The 18,374-nt window shown below is 57.0% G+C and carries 11 protein-coding genes; 3 read left to right on the forward strand and 8 right to left on the reverse strand.

Annotation, left to right across the window (positions count from 1 at the left end; genetic code table 11):
* Window positions 1–248: 248 nt before the first annotated feature.
* Window positions 249–2,999, forward strand: a complete 2,751-nt coding sequence (locus tag C7436_RS02520) for a LuxR C-terminal-related transcriptional regulator (protein WP_121206593.1) — start codon at window positions 249–251, stop codon at window positions 2,997–2,999.
* A 250-nt stretch (window positions 3,000–3,249) separates the two neighbouring features.
* Here the strand turns inward: C7436_RS02520 and dinG are convergent, their stop codons facing one another.
* From dinG to C7436_RS02545, 5 genes are read right to left on the reverse strand one after another with little or no spacing between them, the layout of a single operon-like run.
* The gene (dinG, locus tag C7436_RS02525) at window positions 3,250–5,427 is read right to left on the reverse strand and encodes an ATP-dependent DNA helicase DinG (protein WP_121206594.1); all 2,178 of its coding nucleotides are present in this window, start codon (window positions 5,425–5,427) and stop codon (window positions 3,250–3,252) included.
* Window positions 5,427–6,185: a general secretion pathway protein GspB gene (locus C7436_RS02530; RefSeq protein WP_121206595.1), complete on the reverse strand. Its 759-nt coding sequence runs from the start codon at window positions 6,183–6,185 to the stop codon at window positions 5,427–5,429. The genes dinG and C7436_RS02530 overlap by 1 nt, the downstream gene beginning before the upstream one ends.
* A gap of 3 nt (window positions 6,186–6,188) precedes the next feature.
* Window positions 6,189–7,877: an ExeA family protein gene (locus C7436_RS02535; protein WP_121206596.1), complete on the reverse strand. Its 1,689-nt coding sequence runs from the start codon at window positions 7,875–7,877 to the stop codon at window positions 6,189–6,191.
* A 6-nt stretch (window positions 7,878–7,883) separates the two neighbouring features.
* Window positions 7,884–9,371 (reverse strand): DUF3336 domain-containing protein, encoded by a 1,488-nt coding sequence (locus C7436_RS02540; protein ID WP_121206597.1) that lies wholly within the window; start codon window positions 9,369–9,371, stop codon window positions 7,884–7,886.
* 23 nt (window positions 9,372–9,394) lie between these two features.
* Window positions 9,395–10,177: an MlaA family lipoprotein gene (locus C7436_RS02545; protein WP_022991148.1), complete on the reverse strand. Its 783-nt coding sequence runs from the start codon at window positions 10,175–10,177 to the stop codon at window positions 9,395–9,397.
* Window positions 10,178–10,265: 88 nt separating this feature from the next.
* Between C7436_RS02545 and C7436_RS02550 the strand changes: the two genes are divergently transcribed.
* Window positions 10,266–10,673, forward strand: a complete 408-nt coding sequence (locus C7436_RS02550) for an acyl-CoA thioesterase (protein ID WP_011785075.1) — start codon at window positions 10,266–10,268, stop codon at window positions 10,671–10,673.
* A 6-nt stretch (window positions 10,674–10,679) separates the two neighbouring features.
* Here C7436_RS02550 and C7436_RS02555 read toward each other — a convergent pair whose 3' ends face one another.
* The 3 genes from C7436_RS02555 to C7436_RS02565 form a co-directional block, all read right to left on the reverse strand.
* Window positions 10,680–11,801: a beta-ketoacyl-ACP synthase III gene (locus C7436_RS02555; RefSeq protein ID WP_014421346.1), complete on the reverse strand. Its 1,122-nt coding sequence runs from the start codon at window positions 11,799–11,801 to the stop codon at window positions 10,680–10,682.
* 126 nt (window positions 11,802–11,927) lie between these two features.
* A complete protein-coding gene (gene hrpA / locus C7436_RS02560; protein WP_211329839.1) occupies window positions 11,928–15,848 on the reverse strand; it encodes an ATP-dependent RNA helicase HrpA in 3,921 nt (1,306 codons plus the stop codon).
* A gap of 127 nt (window positions 15,849–15,975) precedes the next feature.
* Window positions 15,976–17,652: a long-chain fatty acid--CoA ligase gene (locus tag C7436_RS02565; RefSeq protein WP_121206598.1), complete on the reverse strand. Its 1,677-nt coding sequence runs from the start codon at window positions 17,650–17,652 to the stop codon at window positions 15,976–15,978.
* A gap of 223 nt (window positions 17,653–17,875) precedes the next feature.
* Here C7436_RS02565 and C7436_RS02570 point away from each other — a divergent pair, with 223 nt between their 5' ends.
* Window positions 17,876–18,361 carry a MaoC/PaaZ C-terminal domain-containing protein gene (locus C7436_RS02570; RefSeq protein ID WP_121206599.1) on the forward strand — a complete coding sequence of 162 codons (486 nt, stop codon included), beginning with the start codon at window positions 17,876–17,878 and terminating at the stop codon, window positions 18,359–18,361.
* Window positions 18,362–18,374: the final 13 nt, after the last annotated feature.

Consider the following 18,374-nt stretch of genomic DNA (forward strand, 5'->3'; position numbering starts at 1 on the left):
TCCCTGGATTTCCGGCCCTGAGTCAGTGCCTCAGGCTCAACTCGTGAACGCTGGTGGATTCATAACCGGATAATACGCATAAAGGATCAATTTTTCATTCTTTTTTGGTATACAAGGCAATCTGTATTCAGTGTAGACCAAATCTCTGGTTTCGCTGGCCCGACAACACCTTGCGTCAACACAGCCCTTGACTTGTGTGTGACAAAGCACACAATCGCTAGTCAAACGTGCCCAGATCCCGGGAAGCCATGCTGCTGACAACCAAATTCCTCCGGCCAACACCCGATTCCAGAGCCGTTCAACGTCAACGGCTGGATACCCTGCTGCAACCGGAATCCGGCAAACGACTGAATCTGGTTATTGCTCCGGCGGGTTATGGCAAGACCACACTGGTCAGCCAGTGGTGCGCCGGCAACAGCATGCCCACCGCCTGGCTCTCACTGGACGAGCAGGACGACAAGCCAAGGCAGTTCTGGCAGTACGTAATTGGCGCCTTCGAGCATGCCGGCCTGATAGGACTGGAGGACTGCAAGAAACTGTTGGCCAGGCAGGACGACGACGAACTCACACCCGCCATTACCGGCCTTTTGAATGTTCTCGCGGCAGATGGCAATGCCTGGTCTCTGGTGGTGGATGACTACCACGTTATCAGTAACGACACCCTCCATCGCCAGCTCGCGTGGTTTCTGGACTATCTGCCACCCGGTATCCTGGTGACCCTGGCGTCACGAACTGAGCCACCGCTGCCACTGGCCCGCTGGCGCGTCCGTCGTCAGGTTCAGGACATCCACCCCGGTCTGCTGGCGTTTTCCGAAGAGGAATGTCAGGAATTCTTCCGTAGTACGATGGCCATGGAGCTGTCCGAGGACGACATTCGGTCGATATGCCGTAAAACCGAAGGCTGGGTAGCCGCCATGCAGCTTTCAGCATTGGCCGGAAAGAAAGAAGCCGTCCTGCCCGGTCAGGCCTTGAGCTCACCGGACAGCCGACTGATTTCCGATTATGTCCTTACAGAAGTGCTTGAGCAGCTTCCCGAAGATTTGAAGGACTTCCTGCTGGAAACGGCTTGTTGTCCGCGCTTATGCGCCCCTTTGTGCAATGCCGTCAGGCAGCGCCAGGACAGTCAGGAAAAGCTGTCCAGCCTTCTGTCCCAGAATCTCTTTCTGATCCCGCTGGACAACAGCAATGAGTGGTTTCGTTACCACGACCTGTTTCGGGAAGCCCTGTTACAGCGAATCCAGAGTGCCGCCCCCTCCCATGCCTCGGAACTGCAATCCCGAGCCATTGACTGGCTACTACGCCATGGCCATGTCCAGGAAGGGATTGTCCAGATTGTCCGGCGCAACGATACAGACCATCTGGCGGCGGTTCTGGCGGAACACGGCAACAACCTGATTCATGGCGGCTATCACCTTCCGGTACTTGAATGGCTGGATGCTATCCCTGCCCACAAGATTCAGGACAGCCCGCAACTGCAGATGCTCAGAATCTGGGGCCTGTTTTTCGCAAACCGGGTGGAAAGCCTGGACCCGCTTCTGCTGGAAGTTGAGGACCTGCTGGACCGCCGTGTTGCCGATTCACACCCTGACGCGGAAGGCGCCCTGGCGTTGCACAGCGAGATTTCGCTGGTGAGATCCTACCTGGCCCGCACCCGCAACGATGAGAAAAACGCCTCGGATCTTACCCGCCAGGTGCTGAAGGACATTGATCAGATCAGCATTCCCCTGAAGTCAGTCACCTATTACGGCCTGGGCCTGGATTATTTCGGGAAGGGCGAACTGAATGACGCCGAGGAGGCTCTGGAGTCTGCCGTTCATTATGGCCAGGTAGAGCGCAAAGCCAGTACCGTTCTGTCATCCGGCGGCCTGCTCGCCTGGATTCAATACCACCGTGGCGATACCGATCTTGCTCTTGAGACGACGGGGCGAGTACGACAATGGGTGGACGAACACTATGCGGACCCCAGCCAGCCGAGACTGATCTCCTGCTGGCAAAACAGTGCATTGACAGAAATCTATCGCGAGCGAAACCAGATCAGCACCGCCGACGGATACCTGGCCCCCCTGCTCGATCATGTACGAAAGGGTACCGAACCGGGCCAGCATGTGGTGATCCAGTACGTACGGGGACACCTCGCCTTTACCCGGGGTGACCTGGAAACGGCGGTTGAGGCACTGGAAGATGCCGTGACAACCGGCCGGCGCCGGAGGGAACACATTGTATTCGAGCCCCCGGCCGCTTCCGCGTTGCTGGCAAGGTGCTACCTGAGTTCCGGCCATGCCGAAAAAGCTCGCGCCTGTTTGCAGCCCACCCTGGATCAACCAGCCACCAACCCGCTAAACCGGGAGCAGAACCAGATTGCCCTGGCCCGGGTACAGAATGCACTGGGCGAATATCAGCAGGCTCAGGACACCCTGTCCGCCCTGATACCAGCCGCAGAACGCAACGCGCACAATCGACACCTGGTAGAGATTTTACTGGTGTACGCCGAGGCGCTGGCCCACGAGGGCCGCAATGACGAGTCCGATGCCATGCTGGAGAAAGCACTGGACCGGGCCGAAAACGCAGGCTTTCTGCGCCTGTTTGCGGAAGAGAGCACTGCACTACGGGACATGCTACTGGATTTTCCCAGACTACGAACCCCGGGGCGGTGGAACCGGGAACTGCTCGGGATGCTCAGGGATCTGGCCGCCGGACAGCCTGGCGAGGCGTCTTTTAATGGCTCCCAGGAAGCCAATCACCCCATCGATACTGCCCGCCCGGGGGGCGAGCATGTAAATGCCCTGACAGAACCGTTGAGCCAGCGTGAGCAGGAAGTTCTCGTGCTGATCCACCAGGGGCTTGCCAACAAAGAAATTGCTGAGCGCATGTCCGTTGCCCCGGCTACCGTGAAAGCGCACATCAGGAACCTGTACGGCAAGCTCGGCGTGAGCCGGCGCACCGAGGCGCTGGCGAAAGCAAGGGAGGTGGGGTTGCTGGAGGATGTCGCAAAAACGTGATAAACATCACATTTGACACCAATTAAGCCTGGTCACTACGCCCTTTGGACGATCCGTTTACGCCCCTTTAAGCCCTATCATTTAACCATGGTGAGGTTAACGCCTTACCTCGAAATCTGAAATTCAGGCCTTCAGACTTCTTGTTCCGCGTTGTTTCGACGCCCGGGTTCGTTAAGAACCCCTTCCATGAGAGCCACCCCTTGCGGGCTGGCTCTTTTTTTATGGGTCAACTTACAGGCATGAGAGAAATCTAGTGTTCAATGATGCGGCGAAACGGCGGGAGTGCATCCAATAGCAACTGCCCGTAGCGTCGTGCCACAATCCTGCGGTCCAGAATGGTCACCCGCCCCGTGTCCTGTTCCGTTCGCAGCAGGCGGCCAACGGCCTGCACCAGTTTGACAGAAGCGTCCGGCACCGTGATTTCCATAAAGGGATTGCCTCCACGTTGGGTCACCCACTCGGCCAGACTGGCTTCAATGGGGTCATCCGGTACCGAAAAGGGCAATCGAGTGATCACCACGTGGTGCAGATAGCGCCCCGGCAGGTCAATGCCCTCTGCAAAACTGGCCACACCAAACAGTACACTGGGCTTACCTTCGTCAACCCGGCTGCAATGCACCCTGAGCACCTCATTCTTGGCCATATCGTCCTGGGTCAGGATCAGTTCCGGGTACTCAGGCGCCAGCGCATCACGAACCTGCTGCATCTGACGGCGCGACGTAAACAGCACCAGTGTCGCCTTTTCTCCGGCCCAGAGCTCCGGTAAACGCTTGACCAGGGCATCGGCGAAACCATCGTCGGTAGGCATCGCGACCATGGCCGGCACTTCCACCGTCGCCATTTCGGCGTACCGGAAAGAACTGGGCACTACCAGATAACGGCTGGCCTCAGGCAATCCGGCCCGTGAACGAAGGCGATCAAAGCGCCCGAGCGCCGTCAGCGTGGCGCTGGTAAGTACCGCTCCGTAAGCCCTCGACCACAATCTCGAATACAGCAGGTTATCGGCCAGTACCGGCGAGCTGAACAAGGTAATGTCTTCAGCATGGTCCCAACGCTGGCGCACTGCCCACCTTGCCGCCGGTGGGCCTTTACGGGCAGGAGCTTCGACCACCGGCTCCTCTTCATCACTGACGATGGCGACACCTTCGCTCCAGGCAATCCACAACCGCAGTTGATCTTCCGCCCTTGCATGAAAGGAACCTACTACCGGATACCAGGAATCTGCTGTGTCCCGGTCCAGCTCGGGATCCTTGCGCTCATCGAATGCGCTCTGGAGTTCATCGACCAATGTTCCGAGGTGCCGACACAGCCCTGCCGTGGCGATTCGTGTTTCCCCAGCCAGTTCGGCCAGCTTCTCGGGCAAGGCACCATCCGGATATCGCCACTGGGCACTGCGGCGCTCTTCGTTGAATTCCCAGCCGGTATTCTGCTCAACCTCTTCGTACACGCGAGTGAGAGCCAGGTCCAGGTCCCGGCCCGCGGTACTGATCTTTTCAACCGCTTTGGCGGCCTGGGAGCCCGCTGGAAGCCAGGGCTGCATCTTGACCAGCGCCTGGGAAAGCTGTTTCAGCCATTGCCGGGTGGAGTTCAACGGCACTGACGCGGCGAAATGGTTCAGGGCCTTGTCTGGCAGGTGATGGGCTTCATCGAAGATGAACAGCGCGTTCTCCGGCTCCGGAAGAATGGCGCCACCGCCCAGGGCCAGATCCGCCAGCACCAGGTCGTGATTGGCCACCACCACATCGGCATCGTCCAGATCCTTGCGGGCATCAAAGAACGCACAACTGTCAAAGTAGGCGCAGTGCCGGTTGGAGCACTGGCGATGATCAGTCGTCACCTGACGCCAGATTTCATCGGGAATCTGTTCCGGCCAGTGATCCCGGTCGCCGTCCCAGTCCCGGGAACCATAACTGGCAAGCATGTTTTCAAAGGTGGCCCGGCTACGGGCTTCGTCGTATACCGGCTGATCCAACAGGAACAACGGCATGGTATCGCTGTCACCATGGCCCTCATCGTGCAGCCTCGCTTCCAGTCGCGACATACACAGGTAACGACCACGGCCTTTGGCAAGAGTCCAGCTGAAATCCAGCTTGCTGTGTTTACGCAGGTCTGGCAGATCTTTCAGAACGATTTGATCCTGAAGCGCCACCGTGGCGGTGGAAATCACCAGAGTCTTGCCAAGGGCTTTCGCCACCGGAATGGCGGCGATGAGGTAGGCCAGCGTTTTACCTGTACCGGTACCAGCCTCCACCACGCAGGTAGCCGGCGGGGAAGTGCGCTGGCCATCGTTATCGGTGATTTCCCCCATATACCGGGCAATCTCCGCAATCATCAAGCGCTGGCCATAACGGGCACGGATATCCTTGCCCGCCAACACATCCCGATAGGCTTGCTGAATCTGCTGTTTAACGTCCTCTGTCAGCGCCATTATCTCGGGCTCACCCAGTCACGTACGGTACCTACACGGAAAAACTGGCCGTTCTTGCTGAGCACCACGCCGTCTTCGGTAATACGTTCTACCAACAGCGGCCCAAAGCCATCTCCCGGCTTCAGGTAATGGCCATTGATCATGACACGACTGGCAGAGGGATCGGATGCAAATATGTGACTGTTAAAGGTCAAATCAGGGACACTCTTCTGAAAAGAAAGGGGTAGTTCCACAAGGTGAGGCACCCTGCCCTGCGGCACCCGTTCCGTCAAGGCAGATTGTGGCAACGGCTCACTTTCGGACCGACTTGGAACAATGACTACAGGTTCGTCCCAGGACTGCTGGTTGACGCCGGACTCATCTGACATGGCATCATCACCTGCCTCAGTGACCACGCCCGTACCTTTTGCCTGAGACAGGTCCTGCCCTCCGGAAACCCGGACCGGATCCGCTATTTCAGTCTCTGGAAGCGGCTCAGGCTCATGCTGAGCCGCCGGCACATCGGGTACCGGTTCGGACTGTTCCTGGGCTACAGCAGGAGCCTCCTGCACCGTCACGATCTTTGCGTCTCGCTCCGGCCAGAACAACCAGGCCAGCACACCCGCGTTCACTAACAAGGCCAGTGCAATCCACACCACGGCCGATACCGGCTTACGTTTGGGGTGGTATACCATCTGTACCGGTTGTCCGAGATCAGGCGCTTTGCCCTGTCGGCGCTCCGCTTCGGATTTTCGGAGCGCATCGAGAATATACGACATACGCTACCCGCTCCTGGCCATCACCGACGAAACCAAACGTGGAGTATTCTCGGCCAGATCGTTGTTCATCTGGATAATGGTCATGGCGCCTGCAATACCATCCACAGTGAGCCCACGTTTTTCCTGATACCAGCGCACCTGGTCCGTCATCTCCATACGCTTCACCCGGGCCGCCTCCTGCCCACCACTGCTCAGACGCTCTGCAAGCTCCATCATCCGGGCACCGATCCATAACTGCTGGCCAGAATCATCGCCGTAGAAACCATCGCCGGTCATGAATTCAGGAATTCGCCAAAGTACCCTGAAATCACCGTACCAGTATTCCTCAATCTCGCGAAACGGCACTTGTTGGCTGCCCACCGGCGTCGCAATCATGGCCAGCTCACCATCCAGCTGTTCCACAACTACCTGGCGGGTACGACCGCGTTCATCCCTTAACTGAAGGATGGCCGGCCGATTGATAAACTCCAGGCTTCTCCGACTGCCCTGGCGTTCAAGGCAGGCCAGCCCTACCGTTGCGGCGTAATCACAGGCGATCGGGTTGGCCGACGGTTCATAATTCTTGCCCCACAGATCAAACAAAGCGCCGAAGGCCTCAGCCAACGACTGGGTGTGCTGGTTGAACACGAACCCCTGCGATGTTGGCTCCGGCGCCACGATTTCCGGCTGGTCAGAATCTGATACCGTTTGCGGCTCAGGCTCTGCCTCCCGTTCAATCACACCTGCAACGGACCGTTCGGCCTTGGGCTCGGCGAGTGCCGGGGTGGGTGAACCAGGAAGTTCAAGCAGCCACAAGGTGCCAATGATGGCCAGTATGACCGAGGCGACAACCAACCATACATGGCTGCCCCGGCTTCGGAACGTCCGGCCGGCCGGGGCCATCGCCAGCCCGCCATTGACCTCTTTTGCCGCTTTGCGAATGTGGGTGACGGAGATCAGATGATCTCCCTCCGCATAGGCGCCGAGCAGTGCCCGGTCGCTGATCAGATTGATAAGCCGGGGTACGCCCTGACTTTCCCGATACAGTCTACGGACCGCCCCGGGGGTAAAAATATCACCCCGCATACCGGCAACATTAAGCCGGTACTGCAGATAAGCAGGCAATTCCTGCCGGTCTATTGCATCCAGGTGGTAGCGTGCCGTGACCCTTTGATTAAGCTGGCGAAGTTCCGGCAGAGCCAGGATCTCCTGCAATTCCGGCTGGCCAAGCAGAACAATCTGCAGCAGTTTCTTTTCCGAGGTTTCCAGGTTGGTCAGCAGGCGCAGCTGTTCGAGCACCTCAGCGGAGAGGTTCTGGGCCTCGTCAATAATCAAAACCTTGTGCCGGCCCGCAGCGTGGGCTTTCAACAAATCCTGGTTGATGCTGTCGACCAGGGTTTTGATACTGGCATCAGGTTGATGCGCTATTTCCAGTTCATCACAAACGGACGACAACAGTTCCCTGGCGGACAGGCGCGGATTCAGGACCAACGCAATATCCACATGTGCCGGCGCGTTTTCTATGAAGCAGCGACAAACCGTGGTTTTACCGGTGCCCACCTCGCCAGTGATCACAATGAAACCGCCCTGCCCCTGCACACCGTACATCAGGTGCGCCAGTGCTTCCTTGTGGCGATCGCTGAGGTAGAGATATCGGGGGTCGGGAGCGATTGAAAATGGCGGCTCACGAAAGCCGAAGAAATCGTAGTACATGGTTCCTCAGGGCCTGGCCGGGGTATCACCGCTTACCAGTTTGAGTTCCGCTGCGCGCCGGTTTTGCTGTTTCAGGCGGCGAACGCAACGCTCCAGGGTTTTCGAGATCCGTGCGTGGGAGCGGATCATGGATATCTTGGGCCAGGTCGCCCGCTCACCTTCCAGAATCATCTCACGAACATACTCAGGGCTCGGGTTGGCAAGCATACGCCGAAAATGTCGCAGGGAATAGTTTGGTGCGATGGTCACATCGCCGGAGTATCGCTGAGCCATAATGGTATACATCTGGCCGGAAAGCTGCCGCAGGATCTCTGGCCGAACACGTTTTCGAAGGTAATCGAATACGCCTTGTCCGTGGAACTGTATCTCGGATTTCAGCAAGTGGGACGGCAGATTGGTCAGCGACAGTTTTTCATCCTGGCCACGATCCGTCAGAAACGGCACCACGTGAGGGTTGGTCTGGCTGACAATGGTGAAATTTACATCATAAAGGTGCATCAGTCGTTCAATAGGCAGATCGCTCACAACAGAGCCGTCCACAAACTTGAGCCGCGGCATGTAGGGCAGCGAATTACCGTTAAGATCTTTTTTCATCAGCGTTACTGGCGGGAAAATACCCGGTACAGCGGCACTGGCCAGGGCGGCACTCCACACCAACAGGTACGGTGACGTGTAACCGCACAGCAAGCGGGCTTTCTGATGCGCCTGCACCGGAGACACACTGATATTAATACTGCGCCCCGTGCGCTGGTAGGCTTCCTCAAAGGTATAGTCGCCAATATTCTCCCGCAGGCATCGGCGCAATGTGTCCTGGTCCATCAGTCCGGTTCCGCGCATGGCGCTTAACAACCCCCGCCATTTCCATGCTTTCAGGTTATGGCTTTCAGGCACCAGCATTTCAGGAATTTCAGCATCGGTATGAACCCCCAGAATGCCGGCGATAATGGCGCCGATGCTGGAGCCGGCAATCACCTGCGGCAAAAGGCCTTTCTCCCAGAGCGCCTTGATAACCCCAAAATGGAACATGCCCAGACTGGCGCCACCACTCAACAGTAAGGTGGGCCGCCCGTAGCTTGTCAGGGTGTCGCGGAAAAACTGCAGTTTGTCATACACCGGGAAACCAGGGACCGGGTGGTCACACAGGTAATCCAGCGACTCACAGACCTGAGTGATGTATTCTTCAATCAGGTGTTTGGTACCGACGCGGGAGCGGGTGTACAGCGCCGGATTCCCCATGTTGCCAAGGTCGTGATGCAACCCTTCCCTGAGCGCGCGCTTCAGGCGCTCGAAATCATTCTGTTGGCGATACTGCTTGAGATTGGACAGGCGATCATAGATCAGCTCGTAATGGTAAAGATCGGAGGCAAAATCCTCTTTCCATTCGGCATTGCCCTCAAGAAAATCCAGCTCCAGTGCGGCCGCTTTCCACTGTTCATAATTCGTGGCCTGCGCCAGCATTTTTCGGAAACGGGTTATTCTCGGGTCCTTGATCACCTGTCGCCTCCCGGCTTGTACACTCAGAAATCGTCGAGCATCAGATCGTCATCATCACTCGCGAAAGGATCTTCGGTGATCTTACCATCGTTAATCAGGAATTCACGACGCTGCAGGAAGGCATTGCGCATAAACGTGTACCGATCCCCGGAAATGAAATTCTCCGCCGGGATCAGGTCTGCCCGCTTATCCACAATCTGGAGCATTCGCAGGTAATACCATTCGGGGTTCTCGACCGAGTCCCACGCCGAAGGCAGCATGAACCCGTCCGCCGCCATACCCGTGAAATACCGAGGCGTGGACGGCCCAAGCAACGGCAGCATCAGGTAAGGACCGGAATCCACTCCCCAGGTTGCCAGGGTCTGGCCGAAATCCTCTGGCCGCTCGGGCAGCTCGAAGGCGTTGGCAACATCAAAGAAACCACCAAGGCCGAAAACCGTGTTGTAGGTAAAACGGCCAACCGCCACAACCGCAGACTCACCCTTCAGCTGCAGAAGGCTGTTGGTGAAGTTACGGATTTCGGTCAGGTTATTGAAAAAATTGGTAATCCCCCGGTCCACCAGATCTGGTGTGACGGTGCGATAGCCCTTGGCTACCGGCCGGAGAAACCACCGGTCAATAGCATCATTAAAGGCGAAGACCTTTCGGTTCCAGTTTTCATAGGGATCGCCGGTTTCAACCGGCATAGTCTGTTCACCCGGGGGCTCCTGGAGATTCTGGGCCGTGGCCGGATTAAAGACCGCCAGGGCCGGGAAAACTGCGATGACCATCCAGGATGACCAGCGCCGGGACTTACGCTCTTTCATGTCGCTCTCTTGGGTTGTTTAACCTGTTCAGTTTCGTCAACAATACCGGCGCTTTATTATTATTTTTCAACCTTCCGGAGGAAATCCGATGTCAGTACCGGGAAATCCCGTCAGCTCCCTCGCCATGGCACTGCGATGGGGTGATATGGATGCATACGGCCACGCCAATAACACAGTTTACTTTCGTTTCTTTGAAGAAGCCCGGATTGTCTGGCTTGCCTCACTGGAACTCGGTGGTGCCGAAGACGCCACCGGGCCGGTCATTATAAAGACCAGCGCCACATTCCTGAAGGAGCTGACTCACCCCGCCAATGTGGTGGTGGAAACTTACGCGGACAAAGCCGGAAATACCAGCCTGGACACTTACCACCTGTTGAAAGACAAGGATACCGGAGATATCTACGCGGAAGGCTATGCGAAAATCGTCTGGACGGACCGGGCGACACGCAAATCCACCCCGCTGCCAGACACCTTGCGGGCGCTGGCAGCGAGATAAACAGGCTCAGCGGTGGCGAACCACGACGCTGCCAATGGAATAGCCGGCGCCGAATGAGCAGATCACGCCCAGATCGCCGGCTTTCAGATCGTCCTTGTATTTGTGGAACGCGATGATGGAACCAGCGGAACTGGTGTTAGCGTATTCGTCCAGAATCACCGGAGCCTCTTCCACACTGGCATCGCGACCCAGAACCTTGCGCGCAATTAACTGGTTCATATTCAGGTTGGCCTGATGCAGCCACATCCGGGTGAGATTATCCGGGCTGAGGGAAAGGGATGCCAGGTGGCCCTGAATGGTCTCGGCCACCAGGGGCGAGACTTCCTTGAACACCTTCCGCCCTTGCTGGATAAACAGTTTGTCCGCCTTGCCAATGCCGGATTCATCGGCACGATTGAGGAAGCCGAAGTTATTCCGGATGTTGTTGGAAAACTTGGTTTTTAGACGAGTACCCAGAATTTCAAAACCCTGGCCGGCTTTAGTGTCTTCCTCACGCTCAACCAGTATCGCCGTGCAGGCATCACCGAAGATAAAGTGGCTGTCCCGATCCCTGAAATTCAAGTGGCCGGAGCAGATTTCCGGGCTGACCACCAGCACCGAACGTGCTGCACCATTTTCGACCGAGTTGACTGCCGCCTGCAGGCCGAAAGTGGCAGAACTGCACGCCACGTTCATGTCATAGGCAAAGCCTTCAATACCCAGGGCTTCCTGCACTTCAATGGCGATGGCCGGATACGGCCTTTGCAGGTTGGAACAGGCAACAATGACGGCATCGACATCGGCCGCCGTTTTACCCGCCTGGGCCAGGGCTTCCTTGCTCGCGGCCACAGCCATATCGCACTGTACCGACGGTTCATCGTTGCTGCGCTCCGGAATGTAGGGGGTCATCCGGTGGGGATCAAGAATACCATCCCGATCAATAACATGCCGGCGCTTGATACCGGAGGCTTTTTCAATAAAGGCAGAAGACGAGGGTTGCAGGGCAGCGACCTCACCACGGGCAATTTCGTCGGCATGCTCGTTGTTGAACAGCTCCACGTACTGATTGAACGCTTCAACCAGTTCATCATTCTCGATAATGGCGGGCGGCGTATACAGGCCGGTCCCGCTGATGACGGCTTTAATCACAATAACCCCACGTCACAATTATAAAAACGGTTTCTGACATCACGATGTCAGAAATACTAACACAGTCCGGCAGAATTGCCCGTGGGACTATCGTCCAGTGGCCCCGTTATAGTGCATCCGAAAACGTTATATACGGGTCTTTTCCCATTGTTTATCCAACCGCTTCGCCGAAACCGTCATTACCGTGCCCAGTTGTTGGGCAAAAAACGACACCCGGAACTCCTCCATCATCCAGCGGTAGGTTTCCAGCTCCGGGTCTCGCACGCCCTGGCGCTTCTGTTGCTCCAGTTTCGCGGCATACCGCGCCCATAATGGCTCAATGATGTGAAGAAATTCCCGCTCACGCCCCATTTCCCGCGCCATTTTTTCCAACCGGATGTCCGCCGCTTCAAAGTAGGTGCCGAACCGTTCCAGCCACTGAGCCGGGGCATTGACCAGGAATCCCGGGTACACCAGATGTTGCAACTGGAATTTGAGGTCGGCCATGCTTGCCGCCAGCGCCAGATTGATCTTGCCCTTGAGCTGTTTCGCGACTTTCTGGTAGCCGTTCATAGCCTGAAACAGACGCTCGTCAGCAGCTTCCAGAGCAGGAATGAAGTCCCCCCGGTGGCGGTCGAACAGCTCTGCGAACGCCTGTTCGGTTCTGGGCAGTTGATCCGCCAGAAAATGCTGCATAACCGTCGACAACACCAGATCATCCAGCAGTCCCTTTGCCTGGCCGATCGGTGCAAACATCAACGCAGACTGCTTGAACCGGGGCAGCTTTCGTTCAAGATCCGCCAGGGTATTGCCGAACCGGTTCACAATCAGCCGCGCAACGCCGCGACGATGGGTATCCTCTGCGGTGAGCTTGTCCAGACAACGAGAAGCCCGCACCTTATTACCCAGATCCTCCAGAGCCGGGTAAACCGTGACCTGCATACCGCCTTTTTCTGTTTGAACCTGCTCCGGGAAGGTGCCGAATTGCCAGTCGGTGTATTCACCCGCCTGTTTTTTCCCGGGTTCATCTCTCGTCGCCGAGGCCAGCGCTTCTTCGGCCCGGCCCTCCAGTCTGGCCTGGAGCTCATCGGTGTCTCGGCTTTCGGCGATGACCTTGCCTTTATCGCCGGTCACCCTCAGGTTCATCCTCAGGTGGCGGGGCAGTTCCTCCTCCGGCCAGGCATCCGGATCAATCTGGACCCCGGTCATTCGTCGCAGCTGTTCACCCAGTTTGATCGCCAGAGGCTCGTTGCCCGGCTGCAGGTTGGCCAGAGCCGCGTCGACAAAGTCCGGCACCGGCACAAAATTCCGGCGCAACGCTTTCGGCAATCCCTTGACCAGGGCAATGCATTTTTCCCGAAGCAACCCTGGCACCAGCCACTCCAGACGCCGGGCGGGGATCTGTCGCAGAGCCATCAGGGGCACATTCAGGGTTACGCCGTCGCGCTCACTGGTTGGCTCAAATTCGTAGCTCAGAGGGTACTTCACCCCCTCCCATTCCAGGTAGTCGGGATACTGCTGGGCCGCGGATTCATCCAGAGGCCTTTGCAGAACGTCGGCCTCTGTCAGCTCCAGCTTCTTCAATTCCTCAGCAGATAATCCTTTCCACCAGGATTCAAAATGTCGGCCACTGACGATATCCGATGGCAGTCTCTGGTCGTAGAACGCCACCAAAACTTCATCATCCACCAGAAGATCCCGCCGCCGGGTTTTCTTCTCCAGATTCTCGACGGTATCCAGCATTTCGCGGTTACGGGCAATAAACGGCGCCCTGGACTGGAAATCCCCCTCAACCAGGGCACGGCGAATAAACAGATTCCGGCACTCGGCGGGGTCAACCTTGGCGTAGGGAATACGGCGCTTGGGGACCACATCCAGGCCATAAAGTGTGACCTTCTCGTACCCCATCACCTGGGCACGCTTCTGCTCCCAGTGGGGCTCAAAATAGTGGTGCTTTACCACGTGGCCTGCCAGCGGCTCCACCCATTCGGGCTGAATGGCCGCCACCATTCGGGCAAACACCTTGCTGGTTTCGACGATCTCGGCCGCCACAATCCACTTGGGTGCCGTCTTGCCGACTTTGGAACCCGGGAAAATCATTACCTTGCGGTTTCGGGTGGCCAGATACTCCCGCTTTTCCACTTTCACCGCCACCTGGCCAAGCAAGCCGGCCAGAATGGCTTTATGCACTGCGTCGTAGTTGGCCGGCTGGCTATTCAATGTCAGCTTCTGCTCCCGGCAGATCAGAGTGAGCTGGCGGTGTATGTCCCGCCACTCACGCATTCGCATCCAGCTCAGGAAGGTTTTCTGGCACAGTTTTTTGAGCTGGTTCTGGGACAATTCCTGGCGCTGCTCTTCGAACCAGCTCCAGATATTCAGCAGGGTGGCGAAATCCGATTCCTTGTCGTTGAACGGTGCATGAGCCTGGTCGGCCGCCTGCTGCTTGTCCTGTGGGCGTTCCCTGGGGTCCTGAACGCTCAGGCCGGCAATCACAATCAACACTTCCGCCAGACTGCCCTGCTCTGCTGAGGTCACCAGCATCCGGGCTAACCGGGGATCCAGCGGCAATCGGGCCATGGTGCGCCCAAGCCTGGTGACACGCCGTTTGTCATCGACGGCGCTAAGCTCTTCCAGCAGCTTGTAACCATCGTTGACCTGACGACGATCCGGCGCCTCAAGAAACGGAAAATGCCGGATCTCACCCAGTCCGGATGTCGCCATTTGCAGGATAACGGAGGCCAGGTTGGTTCTCAGGATTTCGGGATCGGTGTATTCCGGGCGGTTCAAAAAGTCCGTTTCGTCGTACAGACGGAAACAGATCCCCGGCGCCACACGGCCACACCGGCCTGCCCGCTGGTTGGCACTGGCCTGGGAAATCGGTTCAATTGGCAGCCGCTGTATTTTCGAGCGCACACTGTACCGGCTGATGCGCGCAACGCCAGTATCAATCACGTAGCGAATACCGGGCACGGTCAGCGAGGTCTCAGCCACGTTGGTGGACAACACAATCCGCCGTCCCTTGTGGCCCTGAAACACCCGGTTCTGTTCCTGGTTGCTCAGGCGGGAATACAACGGCAACACTTCGGTATGACGCAGGTCGGCGTGGCGCAGCACCTTGCTCAGGGCCCGGATCTCGCGCTCGCCTGGCAGAAAAACCAGTACATCGCCCGGAGGCTGCTTTTCCTGCCGTTCATGCTGTTCAATCTCGTCCAATGCCGAGAGAACACCATCGGTCCAGCCCTGATCCCTGTCGTCCTCGTCCCCAACCAGGGGGCGATATCGAATATCTACCGGAAAGGTACGACCGCTGACTTCGATCACCGGCGCTTCGTTAAAAAACTCGCTGAAGCGCTCCACCTCGATCGTGGCCGAGGTGATGATGACTTTCAGATCCGGGCGCTTCGGCAACAGTTGCTTGAGATAGCCGAGCAGAAAATCAATATTCAGGCTGCGCTCGTGGGCCTCATCGATAATCAGCGTGTCATAGCGATCCAGAAAACGGTCATGCTGCACTTCTGCCAGCAGGATGCCGTCGGTCATTACCTTGACCCGGGACGATTCCGAGGTGTTGTCGGTAAACCGCACCTGGTACCCGACCTGCTGGCCTACCGTCTCACCCAGTTCTTCGGCAATCCGGCTGGAAACACTGCGCGCGGCGATACGCCGGGGCTGGGTATGGCCAATAAGCCCGCGGATACCCCGCCCCAGGTTCAGGCAAATCTTCGGAATCTGAGTGGTTTTACCGGACCCGGTCTCACCAGCAATGATCACCACCTGATGGTTGTTGATGGCATCACTGATGTCCTCGACGCGATCGCTGACCGGCAACCCTGCGGGAAAGGTCGCCGGCTTGTGCAATGCCTGACGCTTACGCACCTTATCGAGCCCCTGATCCAGCCATTGCGCCATCTTTTCCAGGTCCTTGTTACCAGGGTTACCCTTGCAACGGCTTACACGACGAATGATGCGGGCGGCCTCCTGCTGGTTACAGGCGTCCAGCTGGCTCATCATCGCTTTGACAGCGGCCCGGGAATCAACGGGAGTTTCGGAACGAGTGTTGTCAGTCATTAACAGCTGCAGGCTCATCAATGGATAGGTGGAACGTCAGGGCGAAACAGTCTAACGAAAACCGGAGCCAAGAAACACAAAGACCCCGCCGAAGCAGGGTCTTTGGTTGGTATGCGGGCCTCGCCTGTTACTTGGCGTTGGCCTCGTCCCGCAGCTCACGGCGCAGGATCTTGCCTACGTTGCTCTTTGGCAGTTCATCACGGAACTCAAAGTGCTTGGGTACCTTGTAGGCGGTCAGACGCTCCCGACAGAACTCCTTGATTTCGTTAGCGGTTACACCTTCTTTGGTGGGCACTACATAAACCTTCACCGCTTCGCCGCTCTTGGCATCGGGGATCCCCACGGCGGCACACTCCACCACTTTCGGGTGTGTAGTCACAACATCTTCGATTTCGTTCGGGAACACGTTGAAACCGGACACGATGATCATGTCCTTTTTACGATCCACAATGCGGATATAGCCGTCTTCCTGGATCAGGGCCACATCGCCGGTCTTCAGGAAACCGTCATCGGTGAACGACTTCTGGGTATCATCGGGACGCTGCCAGTAACCGCGCATCACCTGCGGGCCTTTCACGCACAGTTCGCCCGGCTCGCCGACCGGTGTTTCGTTGCCGTCGTCATCAATGGTTTTAACCACAGTGGACGGAATCGGCAGACCAATGGTGCCGATCTGGATGGCGCTGCGGGGATTGAAGGTAACCACCGGAGAAGTCTCGGTCATGCCGTAGCCTTCGCTGATTTCGCAACCCGTTACACGCTGCCACATTTTAGCGGTATCGCTGGTCAGGGCCATACCACCAGAGGCAGTCAGCTTGAGGCCAGAGAAGTCCAGATCCTGGAAGTCCTCGTTGTTGCACAGGGCCACAAACAAGGTATTCAGGCCAATAAAGGCAGAGAACTTCTGCTTCTGCAGCTCTTTAACGAAGCCGGGGATATCACGCGGGTTCGGAATCAGAACGTTATGGGCACCTGCTTCCAGCATAATGCCGCAGTTCAGGGTGAAGGAGTAAATGTGGTACAGGGGCAGCGGCGCAATCACCACTTCCTTGCCCTCTTCCACCTGATCTTCCAGCATCGGCCGGACTTGCGTCAGGTTGGCCACCAGGTTGGCGTGAGTCAGCATGGCACCCTTCGCAACACCAGTGGTACCGCCGGTGTACTGCAGCACGGCCAGGTCATCCAGCTTGATATCGACCGGGGTAAACTTTTCACGGGCACCGGCGCTGAGTACCGCCGGCAGCTTATGAGCACCCGGAATGTTGAACGCCGGAACCATCTTCTTGAGGTGCTTCACCGCGGCATTCATCAGGGTACGCTTGATGGGAGAATGCATATCGGCAACCTCGGTCACGATCACGTGCTCGATGCCGGTATGGGGCAAAACCTTCTCCGCGTTGTCCGCCATATTGGCCAGAACAACCAGTGCCTTTGCGCCAGAATCGTTAAACTGGTGTTCCATCTCACGAGTGGTGTACAGGGGGTTGGTGTTCACCACAATCAGGCCAGCGCGCATGGCCCCAAACACAACCACCGGATACTGGGTTACGTTCGGCATCTGTACCGCAATGCGGTCGCCCGGTTTCAGGTCAGTTTTGTTCTGCAGCCAGGCCGCGAAGTTACGGCTCTGAGTATCAAGATCCCGATAAGTCAGGGTAACACCAACTGCTGTAAACGCAGGCTTGTCTGCAAACTTCTGTACCGCCTGCTCAAAAACATCCACCATGTTCTTGTATTTATTGAGATCGATTTCCCGGGGGATGCCAGCTGGGTATTTGTCTTGATAGAACTGCTCAAAATCCATCACCATCTCCTGTCTGATTGGCGCTGTGGGGTACTACCGGATGGGTTCAGAAGCCCCCTGATTGTAATGTTTTGCCAAGACCGATCGCTCGGGAAAATCAACCCGACGAAAGTATCAGCCTCAAAAAAGTGGGGAGAGAATAGCAGTTTTGTTAACGATGAGGTAGTTTTCAGATCAGCAAACGGTACAACCGTACTCGAACACTGAATCACCGGAGCCTGTGATGAGCGATACCCTGGATACGCTGGAAAACATTACCTACAACGAACTGAACGAAGGCGATTCAGCCACGTTCACACGCACCCTCACCGAAGATGAGCTGGTGCTGTTTGCTGCGGTATCCGGGGACGTAAACCCGGTGCACCTGGATTCGGAGTTTGCCGCAGAATCCATGTTCCGGGAGCGCATCGCTCATGGTATGTGGAGTGGCTCACTGATTTCTGCCGCCCTGGCCACGGTCATGCCCGGCCCCGGCACCATCTACCTGGAACAGAGCCTGTCGTTCAAACGACCGGTCAAGCTGGACGACACACTGACCGTCACCTTGTCGGTGCTTCGCAAGGAACCTAAAAACCGTGTCTCTTTTGGCTGCGATGTGCGCAATCAGAACGGTGATCAGGTGGTTACCGGCGAGGCCAAGGTGATTGCCCCCACCGAAAAGATTTCGTTGCAAAAACCCCGCTTGCCGAAAATTACCATCGAAAGCTGAGTTTCGGCCGGCA

The sequence above is a fragment of the Marinobacter nauticus genome (genome assembly GCF_003634635.1).
Lineage (GTDB): Bacteria > Pseudomonadota > Gammaproteobacteria > Pseudomonadales > Oleiphilaceae > Marinobacter > Marinobacter nauticus.

Bases quoted from the DNA above. Each gene is read 5' to 3' on its own strand.
- C7436_RS02520 (WP_121206593.1), top strand. From the start codon at position 249: ATGCTGCTGACAACCAAATTCCTCCGGCCAACACCCGATTCCAGAGCC.
- dinG (WP_121206594.1), bottom strand. From the start codon at position 5,427: ATGGCGCTGACAGAGGACGTTAAACAGCAGATTCAGCAAGCCTATCGG.
- C7436_RS02530 (WP_121206595.1), bottom strand. From the start codon at position 6,185: ATGTCGTATATTCTCGATGCGCTCCGAAAATCCGAAGCGGAGCGCCGA.
- C7436_RS02535 (WP_121206596.1), bottom strand. From the start codon at position 7,877: ATGTACTACGATTTCTTCGGCTTTCGTGAGCCGCCATTTTCAATCGCT.
- C7436_RS02545 (WP_022991148.1), bottom strand. From the start codon at position 10,177: ATGAAAGAGCGTAAGTCCCGGCGCTGGTCATCCTGGATGGTCATCGCA.
- C7436_RS02550 (WP_011785075.1), top strand. From the start codon at position 10,266: ATGTCAGTACCGGGAAATCCCGTCAGCTCCCTCGCCATGGCACTGCGA.
- hrpA (WP_211329839.1), bottom strand. From the start codon at position 15,848: ATGACTGACAACACTCGTTCCGAAACTCCCGTTGATTCCCGGGCCGCT.
- C7436_RS02565 (WP_121206598.1), bottom strand. From the start codon at position 17,652: ATGGATTTTGAGCAGTTCTATCAAGACAAATACCCAGCTGGCATCCCC.
- C7436_RS02570 (WP_121206599.1), top strand. From the start codon at position 17,876: ATGAGCGATACCCTGGATACGCTGGAAAACATTACCTACAACGAACTG.